The 13,841-nt window shown below is 66.8% G+C and carries 13 protein-coding genes; 5 read left to right on the top strand and 8 right to left on the bottom strand.

The features are described from left to right. Positions 1-15 precede the first annotated feature (15 nt). The gene (locus ACQR1B_RS21510) at positions 16-438 is read left to right on the top strand and encodes a winged helix-turn-helix domain-containing protein (RefSeq protein WP_434833554.1); all 423 of its coding nucleotides are present in this window, start codon (positions 16-18) and stop codon (positions 436-438) included. Here the strand turns inward: ACQR1B_RS21510 and ACQR1B_RS21505 are convergent. Both ACQR1B_RS21505 and serA read right to left on the bottom strand, forming a co-directional pair. After that, a complete protein-coding gene (locus ACQR1B_RS21505; protein WP_434833553.1) occupies positions 347-826 on the bottom strand; it encodes a TOBE domain-containing protein in 480 nt (159 codons plus the stop codon). The genes ACQR1B_RS21510 and ACQR1B_RS21505 overlap by 92 nt on opposite strands. 21 nt (positions 827-847) lie before the next feature. Beyond that, a complete protein-coding gene (serA, locus tag ACQR1B_RS21500) occupies positions 848-2,095 on the bottom strand; it encodes a phosphoglycerate dehydrogenase (RefSeq protein WP_434833552.1) in 1,248 nt (415 codons plus the stop codon). Between the two features lie 293 nt (positions 2,096-2,388). Between serA and ACQR1B_RS21495 the strand changes: the two genes are divergently transcribed. After that, on the top strand, positions 2,389-5,043 hold the full coding sequence (locus ACQR1B_RS21495) for a flavin-containing monooxygenase (RefSeq protein WP_434833551.1): 2,655 nt from the start codon (positions 2,389-2,391) through the stop codon (positions 5,041-5,043). Here ACQR1B_RS21495 and ACQR1B_RS21490 read toward each other — a convergent pair. The 4 genes from ACQR1B_RS21490 to ACQR1B_RS21475 form a co-directional block, all read right to left on the bottom strand. Then, positions 5,040-6,938 carry an FUSC family protein gene (locus ACQR1B_RS21490; protein WP_434833550.1) on the bottom strand — a complete coding sequence of 633 codons (1,899 nt, stop codon included), beginning with the start codon at positions 6,936-6,938 and terminating at the stop codon, positions 5,040-5,042. The genes ACQR1B_RS21495 and ACQR1B_RS21490 overlap by 4 nt on opposite strands. Then, positions 6,935-7,390, bottom strand: a complete 456-nt coding sequence (locus ACQR1B_RS21485) for a MarR family winged helix-turn-helix transcriptional regulator (protein WP_434833549.1) — start codon at positions 7,388-7,390, stop codon at positions 6,935-6,937. The genes ACQR1B_RS21490 and ACQR1B_RS21485 overlap by 4 nt, the downstream gene beginning before the upstream one ends. A 131-nt stretch (positions 7,391-7,521) precedes the next feature. Continuing rightward, the gene (locus ACQR1B_RS21480) at positions 7,522-8,163 is read right to left on the bottom strand and encodes a 2-dehydro-3-deoxy-6-phosphogalactonate aldolase (RefSeq protein WP_434833548.1); all 642 of its coding nucleotides are present in this window, start codon (positions 8,161-8,163) and stop codon (positions 7,522-7,524) included. 1 nt (position 8,164) lies between these two features. Further along, the gene (locus ACQR1B_RS21475) at positions 8,165-9,094 is read right to left on the bottom strand and encodes a 2-dehydro-3-deoxygalactonokinase (RefSeq protein WP_434833547.1); all 930 of its coding nucleotides are present in this window, start codon (positions 9,092-9,094) and stop codon (positions 8,165-8,167) included. Between the two features lie 217 nt (positions 9,095-9,311). Between ACQR1B_RS21475 and ACQR1B_RS21470 the strand changes: the two genes are divergently transcribed. Then, positions 9,312-10,451: an MFS transporter gene (locus ACQR1B_RS21470; RefSeq protein ID WP_434833546.1), complete on the top strand. Its 1,140-nt coding sequence runs from the start codon at positions 9,312-9,314 to the stop codon at positions 10,449-10,451. Between the two features lie 59 nt (positions 10,452-10,510). Next, the gene (locus ACQR1B_RS21465) at positions 10,511-10,750 is read left to right on the top strand and encodes a DUF378 domain-containing protein (protein ID WP_434833545.1); all 240 of its coding nucleotides are present in this window, start codon (positions 10,511-10,513) and stop codon (positions 10,748-10,750) included. A 39-nt stretch (positions 10,751-10,789) separates the two neighbouring features. Here the strand turns inward: ACQR1B_RS21465 and ACQR1B_RS21460 are convergent, their stop codons facing one another. After that, a complete protein-coding gene (locus ACQR1B_RS21460; protein ID WP_434833544.1) occupies positions 10,790-11,752 on the bottom strand; it encodes a cation diffusion facilitator family transporter in 963 nt (320 codons plus the stop codon). A 127-nt stretch (positions 11,753-11,879) separates the two neighbouring features. On the opposite strand from ACQR1B_RS21460, the gene ACQR1B_RS21455 reads away from it, so the two are divergent. Next, a complete protein-coding gene (locus ACQR1B_RS21455) occupies positions 11,880-12,398 on the top strand; it encodes a nucleoside deaminase (protein WP_434833613.1) in 519 nt (172 codons plus the stop codon). 61 nt (positions 12,399-12,459) lie between these two features. Here ACQR1B_RS21455 and ACQR1B_RS21450 read toward each other — a convergent pair whose 3' ends face one another. After that, on the bottom strand, positions 12,460-13,581 hold the full coding sequence (locus ACQR1B_RS21450; protein WP_434833543.1) for a hypothetical protein: 1,122 nt from the start codon (positions 13,579-13,581) through the stop codon (positions 12,460-12,462). Positions 13,582-13,841: the final 260 nt, after the last annotated feature.

The following is a 13,841-nucleotide window of genomic DNA, read 5'->3' as shown; positions in this document are numbered from 1 at the left end:
GCAGGCCGGAATGAGATGAGGCGGACGGCGCAGATCGACCTGACCATCACGTTCGGCAATGGCGGCAGCCTGTGCCCCGAGGATCTGCTGCTGATCGACTTCATCCGTAAGGAGCGCTCGATCCTGGGCGCGGCGCGGGCGAGCGGCATCTCCTATCGCAAATGCTGGCTGATGGTCGATGCGCTGAACCGCACCTTCGAGGCGCCGGTGTTCGAGACGCATCCCGGCCGCCGCGGCGGCGGCGCCGAGATCACGCCGTTCGGCGAGCGGCTGATCGCGCTGTATCGCTCGATGGAGCGGCGCACGCGCACGGCGACGGCGGCCGCGCTCGGCGAGCTGCAGAAGGCTACCGATTCCCGCTATCAGAAGCGGGCCAGTGGCGCGGCCGAGGCAGCTCCGAAGGCCGAACCGCGCCGGGCCCGATCGCGACGCTCTTGATCATCGCCCAGGCGGACAGGTCCGGCTCGAGCGCCAAACGCTCGACGGACTCCAGCGTCACCAGAGCGTGAAGCTTCGTCGCGCCCAGATCGAAGGTGACGCGCACGTAAGGCGGATCGAGCGGCGTGATCTCCTCGATCCGTCCCGGCAGACGGTTGGTGATCGACACGTCCATCGGCCGCGACAGCGCGATCGAGACGTCACGCGCCTCGATGGTCACGGATACGCCGGCATCAATAGCGGCATCGACCATCGGCACGCGCAATTCGCCATCGGCAAAGAACAGCGTCGATAGGCCGTATTGCGGATCATGGCGCAGCACGCGTGCCGGCACCGTCGTGCTGAGCACGATGGACGGGGCTGGGGACGATGGAGATTGGGCCGTCATCACGCAGCAGCCTCCACGGCCTCAGGGACGGTCGTGGTCGTACAGCACGCGGACGCGGATCGTCCCTTCGACTGCACGCAACTCCGACAGCAGCTCCTCGCCCTCGCCGCCGACCACGTCGGTTTCCAGCACGACGTAGCCGACTTCGGGATCGGTCTGCAGATATTGCGCGAGGATGTTGATGTTGTGCCGCGCCACTGCCTCGTTGACCTGGCGCAGCACGCCCGGAACGTTGCGGTGGACGTGGATGAAGCGCGTGCCGGTCGGGCGCGCCGGCAACTGCACCTGCGGGAAGTTGACCGCGCCGAAAGTCGAGCCGACGTCGGAATAGTCGATCAGCTTGCGCGCGACCTCGCCACCGATGCGGTCCTGCGCCTCCTCGGTGGAGCCGCCGACATGCGGGGTCAGGATCACGTTCGGCAGGCCTTGCAGCGGCGACACGAACGGATCGGCGTTCGAGGCGGGCTCGACCGGGAACACGTCGACGGCGGCGCCCGAGAGCTTGCCCTCGCGCAACGCGCTGGCCAGCGCCTCGATGTCGACCACGGTGCCGCGCGAATTGTTGATCAGATAGGCGCCGTCCTTCATGTGCCGGATCTGGCGCTGGCCGATCATGTTGGCGGTCGCCGGCGTCTCCGGCACGTGAAGCGACACGACGTCGCTCATCGCCAGCAGTTCGTCGAGACTCTCGACCGGCTCGGTATTGCCGTGGCGCAGCTTGTCGGTGAGATCGAAGAAGATCACCCGCATGCCCATGGCTTCGGCGAGGTTCGACAGCTGGGAGCCGATATTGCCGTAGCCGATGATGCCGAGCGTCTTGCCGCGCACCTCGCGGCTGCCATTGGCCGACTTGTCCCAGCCGCCCGAATGCGCCGACACCGAGCGCGGGAAGATGCGGCGCATCAGCATCACGACTTCGGCAATCGTCAGCTCGGCGACGCTGCGCGTATTTGAATACGGTGCGTTGAAGACGGGAATGCCGAGCCGCCGCGCCGCGTCGAGTTCGACCTGATTGGTGCCGACGGAAAAGCACCCCACCGCCATCAGCCGGTCGGCAGCCTGCAGCACCTCGGCGGTGAGATGCGTGCGCGAGCGGATGCCGAGCATGTGCACGCCCGACAGCATCCGCTTCAGCTCCGCCGAGCCCAGCGCCTTGGGCAGCCGTTCGACCTCCGAATAGCCGTTCGCCTCGAACATGCGGACGGCCGAGTCGTTCACGCCCTCCAGGAGCAGAACGCGGATCTTTTGCTTGGGCAGCGATAACGGCATGGGCCTGGCCTGAATCGATCTGGGAGTGGCGTGGCGTCGTGTAGCGGTTGTTACAGTCGCGATGCGTTGAAACTTGGTGAATGCGCCGCGGCAGGGTGGCTTTCTGTCGCTTTCTCAGCGTCTTGTCCACTCCGTCGCGGCATTGTGAGCGGCGATGCAAAATCGGCGCCTGGTATACAGACCGCACCGCGAACCTCGCACCGCAGCAACCGCAGATCGTCACTTGCATGGATGACAAACCATGCGGGCAGGATTAGCCTTTCGACCAATAACAAAATCATCGGGAGGTCAGCATGTCGGACGGGATGGTCGAGACGCGCGCGTCGGAATCGACTCCCGGCGCAACCCAGACGGTCGATGTCGCCGTCGTCGGCGCCGGATTCGCGGGATTGTACCTGCTGCGCCGGCTGCGCAAGGCCGGGTTCTCGGCCGTCGCGCTGGACACCGCGAACGACGTCGGCGGCACCTGGTACTGGAACCGCTATCCGGGCGCGCGCTGCGACATCCAGACCGTGGACTACAGCTACACCTTCGATCCCGAACTCGAGGACGCCTGGCAATGGTCGGAAAAATACGCGACCCAGCCGGAGATCCTGCGCTATCTCGGCTTCGTGGCAGATCGTTACGATTTGCGCCGCGACATCCGCTTCGGCACCCGCGTCCTCGGCGCCTCCTGGGACGATTCGAAAGAGCGCTGGCTGCTCACGACCGACAACGGCCCCACCGTCTCCTGCCGGCACTACATCATGGCGACCGGCTGCCTGTCGCAACCGAAGCCGCCGGAGATCGACGGCGTCCACGATTTCAAGGGCGAGATCTATTTCACCAGCCGCTGGCCGCATGACGGCGTCGACCTCAGCGGCAAGCGCGTCGCGGTGATCGGGACAGGCTCGTCCGCCATCCAGTCGATCCCGATCATCGCCGAGCAGGCGGCGCAGCTGACGGTGTTTCAGCGCACGCCGAACTTCGCGCTGCCGGCGCGCAACGGCCCGCTCCCGGCGGATCGGGCCGCGCAGCTCGCGCAGGATCGCAAGGGCTTGCGCGAGCAGGCGCGCTGGTCGCTGACCGGCGTGCCGATCCCGCCCGCCACCGAGTTCAGCTGGCAGCTCAGCGAGGCCGAGCGCCGCGAGCGCTTCGAGAAGCTGTGGGCGTCCGGCGATCTCGTCGGCATGCTGACCCAACTGTGGGCGGACCAGGGCGTCGATGCCGACGGCAACGCCCTGCTCGCCGACCTCATCCGCGGGAAGATCCGCGAGATCGTCAAGGACCCCGAGACGGCCGAGGCGCTCACGCCCCACGACCATCCGTTCGGCGCCAAGCGTCCCTGTCTGGACACCAACTACTACGCGACGTTCAATCGCCCGAACGTCACCCTGGTCAATCTGCGCCAGGAGCCGATCGCATCGATCACCGCGACCGGGATCAAGACGGACAAGCGCAGCTTCGACATCGATGTCATCGTGTTCGCGACCGGCTTCGATGCGATGACCGGCGCGATCCGCGCCGTGCATCCGATCAAGGGGCGCGACGGCAAATCGCTCGACGATACCTGGGCGAAGGGGCCGGAGACCTATCTCGGACTGACCGTCGCCGGTTTCCCCAATCTGTTCCTGATCACCGGTCCCGGCAGCCCATCGGTGCTGTCGAACATGGCGGTGTCGATCGAACAGCATGTCGACTTCGTGGTCGATCGCCTCGCCGAGATGCGCGAGGCCGGCTTCACCACCATCGAACCGACGGAGACGGCGCAGGCCGGTTGGACGCGCCACATGGCGGACTGCGCGACGGTGACGCTGCACCGGCTCGCCAACACCTGGTACACGGGCGCCAACGTGCCGGGCAAGCCGCAGGCGCTGATGCCCTATACGGGCGGCGTCGGTCCCTATCGCGGCATCTGCAACGAGATCGTCAGCCGCGGCATGCTCGGCTTCAAGCTCGCGGGTCCGAACGGCGCGACCCAGTGCAACGACGGCGAGATCGTGAAGCTGCAGCCGGATGTCCGGCTGGTGCTGAACATGCTCGCCGAGATGAACCTGCCGCCGATCGAAACGATGGGCGCCGCAGGCGCCCGCGAGTTCCTGACGCAGTTCAATGCGGTGCGCCCGCCGGGACGTCCGGTCGGCGAGGTGAAGGACGGCACCCTGCAGGGCGCCGATGGTCCCCTGCCCTACCGGCTCTATCGTCCGGCGACGCCCGGCCCGCATCCGATCGTCGTGTACTTCCATGGCGGTGGTTGGGTGCTCGGCGACGAGCAGTCGGACGATCCGTTCTGCCGCGACATGTGCCGCCGCTCCGACATGATCTTCGTCAGCGTCGGCTATCGCCATGCGCCCGAGCACCGTTTCCCCGCCGCGGCCGAGGATGGCTATGCGGCGACGCGCTGGATCGCCGAGCACGCCGCGGAGCTCGGCGGACGCGAGGGACCGGTGCTGGTCGCCGGCTGGAGCGCGGGCGGCAACATCGCCGCGGTCACCTGTCAGCTCGCGCGTGATCGCGGCGGCCCCGTCATCGGTGGTCAGTTGCTGGTGTGCCCGGTCACCGACTGCAGCTTCGATCGGCCGTCCTACACCGAGAACGCCGCCGGCTACTTCCTGACCCGCGGGCTGATGTTCTGGTTCTGGGACATCTACTGCTCGCCGGCGGATCGCACGGACCCGCTTGTGTCGCCATTGCGCGGCCAGTTGAAGGGGCTGCCGCCGGCCTATGTCGTTACCTGCGAGTTCGATCCGCTGCGCGACGAGGGCGTGGCCTATGCGGAGGCCCTTGCTGCGGCCGGTGTACCGGTCGGCCAGCTCAAGGCCCGCGGCCATTTCCACTCGTCGTTGACGATGGTCGATGTCGTCATCACCGGCGTCGGCGGCCGGGTGCAGATGGCGGAGGCGCTGCAGGTCTTCGCGCGTTCACCGGAAAGCAGTGCCGCGCCGGAGATCGACGCCGCCGCCAGCTAAGGCGATCGTCGGCCTGCAGTCTTGCGAAAGGCTGCAGGCCTTTCGACCAGCGCGGTCGCGGCCCGAGACAGGATCGGTTTGCAGCCGGACGTTTCGGCGGGCAGCCGGCCGAGCGCGGCCAGCAAAGCCCGCGCCGCGCGCTTCTGATCTGCACCAACACGGTGCAGCCGCTCCAGCGTCGCCGTGATCCGTCGCCTGGCGCGTGGCGACGATGTGCGCGCGCCAAGCCCGCCGAGCTGCTCGATCGCCTGGCCGACATACAGCAGCGCCAGCGCATCCTCGGCCAGACGCGCCGGAGGATAGGATGCGCGCTCTCCCCAATAGGTCGCGAGCAGAATCCGGTGGTACAGCAACTCGCGCCAGGATTTGCGGCGATCGGGCAGCAGGGCGCTGGCTGCGAGATGTTCGAGGTCGTCGATCATCGAATATCTGACCGCCTCATAACGCCGGCGGCCGTCGACGGGATAGATCAGGTGAAAAGCAATCAAGCCGGCCACCGGTCCGACGACCACGGCAAGACTGGCCATCAACGAATGCGCGATGGTCATGGTCTGCGGCCACGCCGGTTGCAGCATCAGCAGCAGCACCATGTTGACGTCGAACGCCATGCGCTCAGTCCGGCGATGCGCGGTTAGCGGTGCGCCAAGCAGGATGAACGGCACCATCGCCGCGATCAACGCGAACGATCCAGCCGCAAATGGCCAGATCAGCCATCGGCAGATCAGGGCGAGGACAGCACCGAACAGCTGTCCGACAAATACGTGGCGCAGGATCGCGACCGGATTCTCGAATGTCGAGAAGATCGAGAGCATGATGGCCGTGCCGAGCATCATGAAGCCGCCCATCTCCCAGCCCGTCACGAGCCAGATCAGTCCCGTCACCGACAGCGCCGCAAAGGCGCGGACCATGGCGCGGCGTGCCAGCAGCCAATCGCGATGGAGCAGCGGATCGGCTGCAGGACTACCGTCGAGATCGTCCAGATTTCTCGTCGCCACGCTCAGCTCATCCAGGACCGCCGTGGATGCACTGTTCGGATCGGCGGTCGCCGCGGCCTCGTGCAACCGCGCGAGCGCCTCGGCAGGGCCAGCCGCCTCAGGCAAACCGACCTGCGTCCCGGTGGCGGTCGCAGCTTCGATCACACGGCTTTCATCCGAGCGCAGCCACAACGCGGCGGACACCTGCGCCGACAGCAGGGCGCGAATCTTCCGGACCAGCCGTCGGCGCTTGCGCGAGCCGGCGCCATGCAGGTCGAGCGTCCCCTCGAGCGCCGCGATGTCCGACAGGATCGATTGCTGCCGGTCCTCCGCGACCGGCGCCCCGCGCGATCGCGCCATGATGTCGGCAGCCAGCCGCCCGCTGAGCAGCCGCGCCTTCTCCAGAAGCGAGACGTCGTCGCCGGGCGCGGCGAACAGCAGGCCGACCAACAATGCGGCCAGGATTCCGACCGTAACGGTGAGCACGCGATCGGCGCCGAGGGCCAGCACGTGCTCGGGATGAGCCGAATCGAGCAGCGCCACCATCGCCGCCGAATATCCGGAGAGCATCGCCGCATAGGACGCGTAGCCGCGAACGAGATTGCCGGCAAAGGCGCACAGGCCGATCCAGAGCGAGATCCCGATCACGAGCACGATGGGATCGCCCCGCGAGACGTGCATCAACCCCATGCCGAACAGGGCGCCGGTCACCGTGCCGCCGAACCGCGCCGCGCTCTTCTCGAGGAGATGCCCGCGCAGCGGCTGCGACGCCGCCCACACCGTCATCGCCGACCATTGCGGATGTTCGAGCCCGGCCAGCCAGGCGGCTAAGAGCGCGAGACAGGCTGCGATCGCAGTCCGGAAACCGAACGCGAGCTTGGGACCTGCGAAGCCGAACCGCTGCACGATCGACGTGATCATTTCGCCTCGTCCGGCCGGGCGAGACAGCGTTCGATCCGGTCGAAGACCCCGAGGGTCGATTGCAGTTGCTGGTCGTCGATATCCGTCAGCATCGCGATCTCGGCATCCTGCAGGATGCGATAGACGGACGTCAGCACGTGCCGCCCCTTCGTGGTGAGAAGGACCAGCCGCGAGCGGCGGTCGTGCGGAGAGACCCGGCGCTCGATCAGCCCACGCTCGCCGAGCATGTCGAGCAGGCGCACCAGGCTCGAACCATCGATGCCGCAGCGCGCTGCGAGTTCGTTCTGGGTGATGCCGTCGCCGGGCCGGTCGAGGTGCACCAGCGGCGGCCAAGCCGCATCCGACAATCCGAGCACACCCATCCGCTCGTCGAGCGCGCGCCGCCAGCGGCGGGCGAGACCGACGAGCGCAAACCCGAAGCGCAGGCGCGCCGTGGAGCTGGAGGTTGCCATCGAACAATTTACTTGAACTCAAATGATTTGAATTCAAGATATTTTTGCATCCGCGTGCGATGAGCTGCCCTGCTTCCCGCGCATGCCGACGACGCCGCCTGCTGGTGCGGGAGGGCGGCTGCCAGATGAGCCTATGCTTGATCCATCAAGGCTTGGTCGTAGGCCTGGATCGAGGCCAAGGCCGTGCCCCTGACGTCGTCAGCCCGCATGCCCGGCTTGTACAGGCTCGAGCCGAGGCCGAACGCTCGCACGCCGGCTTCGACGTAGGTGGCGAGGTTCTTGTCCGACACGCCGCCGACGGCGCCGACCACGGTGCCCTTCGGCAGCACGGCGAGTTGCGCCGCAATGCCGGAGGGGCCGAGCACGGAGGCCGGAAAATACTTCAGGGCCGATGCGCCGCAGCGCAGGGCGAGGAATGCTTCGGTCGGCGTGAGCACGCCGGGCATGGTCACCATGTCGTAGGCCTGCGCCGTCGCCAGCACTTCCGCATCGACGTTCGGGCTGACCATCAGCCGTCCGCCGGCCTCGGCGACACGCACGCAGTCCGGCGCGTTGACGACCGTCCCCGCGCCGATCAGGCAATCCCTGCCGAACCGCGTCGCCAGACGCTCGATTGAGACGAACGGGTCCGGCGAGTTGAGCGGCACCTCGATCATCTCGAAGCCGGCCTCGATCAGGACGTCGACGATCGCCTCCGCCTCGTCGGGCTTGATGCCGCGCAGGATGGCGACGAGCGATCGCTTGACGGACGGCCAGGCCACGAATTGTGTCATGTCAGAAACGCGCTCCCCAGATCTGCCGCGCGGCCTTCACCAGGCCGCGGCGTGACGCCTGCTCGGCATCGCATTCATTCACGTTGAAGCCGCTCGCAACGAGCGCCTCACGATAGAGAGCGCCGAGCCGGCCTGCGCCGATCAGCCGCAGCGGATGATCGGCACCGAAACGCGCGCGGGCGGCGGCAATCTCGCTCCCGATCAGCAGCCCGGACAAGCGTGCAGCTCCATCGGAGCGCTGCTCGAAGCCGAGCAGTTGCGCGGCACGCAGCCGGAACAGCGCATTGGTCAGAGCCGCCGGCGCTGCCAGCCCCGATGCGAGGCCCGCGCGGAATGGCGCGCCGTCGTCCGTAGCTGCCCCGCCAGGCTCGACCGCATGCATCAGGATGCTGTGCTGAGAGATGACGGCAAACAGCTCGCCGGTCATGTAGGTGGCGAAGTCGACCACGGCGCCGGCGTCGATATGGATCCATTTGCTGTGGGTGCCGGGAATGCAGACGATTCCGGAAAACTCCGGCTCGGTCACGCCGAGCAACTGCGTCTCCTCACCGCGCATCACATCCGGCTGATCGGCGCGCGCCTGCGCAAGCCCGGGCAGGATGCGGACGTCGCCGTCCGTGTCGACGCCGACAGCGCCGGCGTGCAGCGCATCGAGACGGGTCGGTGTCTGCAAATAGGGCGCCTCGACCCAGCCCTGCCGCGCCCCGGCCATGCCGCAGATCAGCACGGGCAGCTCGGCCAACGCGCCGAGCTTGCCGAGATGATCGCGCAGCACCGGCGCAAAGCCAGAGGTCGCGCAGTGCAACATGCCCTCACCGCCACGGCTCTCGGCAAGCTCCGTCCCGTCGGCCGCCATCAGCCAGGCCCGGAAACTCGAGGTTCCCCAGTCGACGGCAACGAAGGCCGCTCTGGACGTGTCTGCCGAACTCATCGTTCCTCTGCAGCCTGGCTGCGACACTGCCAAATGTCGGTTTGAGTGACGTCAGCCCTATAGGCATGATATGTCCGGCCGACAAGCGCGACGTCATCGGCGCGTGACGTTGCCCCCCAGCTCCGCCAGACGACGCACTTTGCGGCGTAGTGCTCACCCATCGGATCTCCAGAGGCGGCTGTCGCGGCAGCGCCTCACCTGCCTGCCGGACCCTTTCATGACCTTTTCGGACCGCCGCGCGGCGCAACTTGCGACACGCCTGGCCTTCTTCGTTGCCGGCTTCGGCATCGCCTGCTGGGCGCCGCTGGTGCCGTTCGCCAAGCTGCGACTGGCGGTGGACGACGCCACGCTCGGGCTCCTGCTGCTCTCGCTCGGCGTCGGCTCCGTCGCATCGATGCTGGCTGCCGGCCTGCTCAGCGCACGCTACGGCAGCAAGCCCGTGGTCATCGTCAGCGGTCTTGCTCTCGGTCTCCTGCTGCCTCCGCTGACGGTCGCCTCGACCCCCATCACCCTCGCAATCGCCTTGTTCGCATTCGGCGCAGCCCTCGGCTCGCTCGATGTCGCCATCAACATCCAGGCCATCGAGGTCGAGCGGCTGAGCGAGCGGCCGTTGATGTCCGGCTTTCACGCCCAATTCAGCATCGGCGGCTTCGTGGGCTCTGGTATCATGACCCTGCTGCTCGCCTTCGAGGTCGCGCCTCTGCCCGGCACGCTCGCCTGCTGCGCGCTCGCTTTGGTCGCGATGATCGTCGCGGCCCCACGCCTGGTGGCCAACAAGCCGGCGCAGTCGGGTCCCCTGCTCGTGCTTCCTCATGGCGCGGTGCTGCTGCTGGCCGCGCTGGCGGCGATCATGTTCCTGGTCGAGGGCGCGATGCTCGACTGGAGCGCTCTTCTGCTCACCGGCTCCGGCCGCCTGCCGGCCGCACAGGCCGGACTCGGCTACATCATGTTCTCGATCGCCATGACGGCCGGCCGGCTCGTCGGCGATGTCGTCGTCGCACGGATCGGCGACCGCGCGACCTTGCTGTGGGGCAGCGCCATCGCGATCATCGGCTTCGTCGTGCTCCTGGCGCTGCCGTCGGTCGTTGCCGCCATGGCCGGCTTTGCGCTGATCGGCGCGGGTGCCTCGAATCTCGTCCCGGTGCTGTTCCGGGGCGCCGGCGCACAGAGCACGATGCCCGTCGGTCTTGCGGTCGCTGCCGTCACCACGGCCGGCTATTCCGGCGTGCTGCTCGGACCTGCCGGCATCGGCTTCGTCGCCGCAGCGACCAGCCTGCCGACCGCATTCTGGATGCTCGCCGCTCTGCTCGTCGTCGTGCTCGTGAGCGCCCCTCTCGTGGCGAGGGCGCCGCGATAGGAACGAGGTGCCCGCCCCCGCCTTGACCCCGGTCAGATGGCTCGGCCAAGGAGAACACCGTGCGGACATTCAACATCATCACTCTCATTCTCGTCATCGTCGGAGGATTGAACTGGGGCCTCGTCGGCCTGTTCGACTTAGACCTCGTCACTGCGATTTTCGGCAACGGCGCCGCCGAGACCGCGACATCTTCCCCCATCGCCCGGATCGTGTACGTGGTCGTCGCGCTGTCGGCGATTTACCAGATCGGCATGCTGGTGCGGCTTTCCTCCGCTCGAAGCGACGTCGTCTATCGTTGACCACTTGTAGGCTTCCGCGGGATCGGGCCTCGACGAGGCCTACGCGGGAGCCCGCCTACCCTGCAGCTGGCGGTCGCGCGTTTCACGGTAGCGAACGCCGGTCTGCGGCTTGACGAACAACGCGGCGATGTCGGGATGGCGGGCGCGCAGCTCGGCTTCGATCGCGACGACGGCGCGTTCGATATCATCGGCGCGCAGATCGTCGGCGAACTCGATGCTGAGAGCGACCACCACCTGCTGCGGCGAGAGCTGCACTGTCAGCAAGCCGTTGGCTGCCAGGACACCCGGTGATTTTCGCGCGATCTCGAGAACCGACCGGGACAGCTCCGGATCGGCCGGCTCGCCGATCAGAAGGCTCTTGCTCTCCCGCGCCAGCACCATCGACGTGGCCGCAAGCAGCAGCCCGATCAGGATCGAGCCGATGCCATCCCACGCCGGCTGCTCGAAGGCGACGGCAGCCGCGGTGGCCCCGGCGGCGATGATGATCCCGATCAGCGCGGCGCTGTCCTCGAACACGACCATGAAGGCGGGCGGATCCTTGCTGCGCCGGAACGCCTCGACATATGAAAGCTCCGGGGCAGCCGCGCGAAACTGCCGGACCGCCACCCACCACGACCCTGCCTCGAACACGAATGAGAGCCCGAGCACGATGTAGCTCACCGTCGGGTCTTCGATCGGCACCGGATGCATCAGGTGCAAGACGCCTTCATACAGCGACACGCCCGCCCCCAGCGCGAACAGCAGCAGCGCGACGATGAAGCTCCAGAAATAGAGCTCGCGGCCATGGCCCAGGGGATGCTGGCGATCGGGCGGACGACTGGCCCGGTGGAAGCCGTAGAGCAGGACCAGTCCATTCGACGTGTCGACGACCGAGTGGATCGCCTCGCTCATCATGGCCGAGCTGCCGGTCCAGATCGCCGCTGCGATCTTGGTGCAGGCCACGAGCAGATTGCCCGCGAGCGCTGCGTAGACGGCAATCTTGGAATCCCCGCTCGCAGCCATCGCAATCCGTTCACATGCCTCGGTGGTCTCGTGCGCCGGGCAACGCCTCCTGCAAGCATCGGTTCCCTTGCGAAGCTCGGTCCGAGGGCTCAGGATCGCCTGACGGCAACGGAGCAGCGTGATGACGATGGACGGCGAGAGTCCCGCGGGCAAGAACGATCTGCCCGACGAACACCAGCGTGATGCGCATTTCCTGCGCCACAGCTTCGCGGTCGCCCGCCGCTCGGTGGCGCACGGCAACCACCCCTTCGCCGCGATCCTCGTCGACGCCGACGGCCGCGTGCTGATCGAGGCCGAGAACGGCTACATGCCGGCGCGCGATGCCACCGCTCATGCAGAACGACTGGTCGCGACACAGGCCTGCACGACGCTCGCTCCCGAGATCAGGACAGCGGCGACGCTGTATTCGTCGGCCGAGCCCTGCGCGATGTGTGCCGGCGCACTCTACTGGGCCGGCATCGGACGTGTGGTCTATGGCTTGAGCGAACAGCGGCTGCGCGGCTTCACCGGCAACCATCCGGAGAATCCGACGCTCGACCTGCCTTGCCGCGACGTCTTTGCCCGCGGCCAGCGGCCGACCGAGGTCGTGGGGCCGCTGCTGGAGGACGAAGCGGCCGCCCTTCACGTTGGAGTCTGGGACAAGTGATCTGCACCAAATGAAAAGGCGCCGCGACGGAGCCGCGGCGCCCTGAAGACGGATCGACCGGTCAGAACTTGACGGTCACGCCCGAATACAGCGACGACTCCGTGCAGGCGCCCGTGGCGACGCGGGTGCCGCCGGCGCCGGCGACGGAGCAGCCGACCGCATTATTGTGGTCGAGGCCGAACTTGTTCTGCCAGTAGCGATAGGCCACCCAGACGTCGATCATGTGGCTCTGCTTCTCACCCCACATCGCCTTCGACGCGTCGAAGGTCAGGCGGATCGGCTCCGAGTTGAACTCGACCTTGGTCGGGTAGACGCCGTTGGCGACGCTGGCCGGGAGCGGCTCGGTGTCGGTGCCCTTCTTGCCATACCAGCCGGCGCGGCCCGAGATCGAGAAGAACTGCATGCTCTCCGGCAGGAAGCCGAGGTCCATGTAGTAGTTGGTCTCGACCGCCCAGGTCGGCTTGTAAGCGGTATTGCCGTCGCCGATACACGGGTTCGACCAGCCGGCGCCGCACTGCGAGAACGAGTTGTGGTTGGCGAACTCCCAGTACATCAAGGGCGCGACGTTGAAGTAGCCCTTGTAGGGCAGGTTGAACGCAAACTGCAGACCGGCGACGACGTCACGCTTGGCGGCGCCGAAATAGCGGTTCTCGGTGTTGGCATCCATACCCACCTCGAACGAGATGTTCTGCAGCGGGCCCATCGTGAAGGCCTTGGTGTTGAAGATCTGGTTCCAGCCGAAGGTCGAGCGGAACAGACCATAGATCTCGGTCGCACCGGCGCAGCTGGCCGGCGTGAACGCAAAGCCCGCATTCGGCGACACGATTCCGCCGGTCTGGGTGCATGGCCCGGCCGGGTCGTTGTGGTCCGACTTGAACAGCGAGATGGTAAAGAAGTTGGTGCCGTAGCCCCAGACGTCGAAATGAGTGAACGAATAGACCTGCTTGGTGGTCTTGGCGTTGAACGTCCCGTCCGGGTTCGTGCTCCAGGCGCCGGGCTGACTGGCGTTGAAGATGTACGAATAGCTGACGCGATTGTCGACGACGAGAAAGAACGGCACGTCGGCCGGGGCCTTCTTCGCGATTGCCTTCGCCGGCAGGTCGGCAGCGCCGGCAAGCCCGGTGGAAGCAAGGACAGCCGCGCCGAGCGTCATGGCAGCAGCAATGATTTTACGAAACGACATTGAGAACACCCCCAGTTGAGAAGCAAAGATTCCCGACTTGCATACACAGTTGCGCCGTTCCCCCGGCGCGAGAAGCCTCAACTTTCTCCAGGCCCTGCTCGGGCTTTGATCAAGGTTCCGCCGCGTTGCGCGCGGCTGCATCATCGATGTGGTTTCGCGACATGGGACGATTGGCCGCGCTCCGGCTGGCGCGCAACCCGATCTTGCCGCTTCACATTGCTGGAGTTTTTCTGAAAAGCGGATGGACATGTTCGCCCCTC

Source organism: Bradyrhizobium oligotrophicum (genome assembly GCF_051168495.1).
GTDB classification, from domain to species: domain Bacteria; phylum Pseudomonadota; class Alphaproteobacteria; order Rhizobiales; family Xanthobacteraceae; genus Bradyrhizobium; species Bradyrhizobium oligotrophicum_A.
Note: the sequence above shows the minus strand (reverse complement) of the source record. Positions and strands in the feature narration are given on the sequence as shown.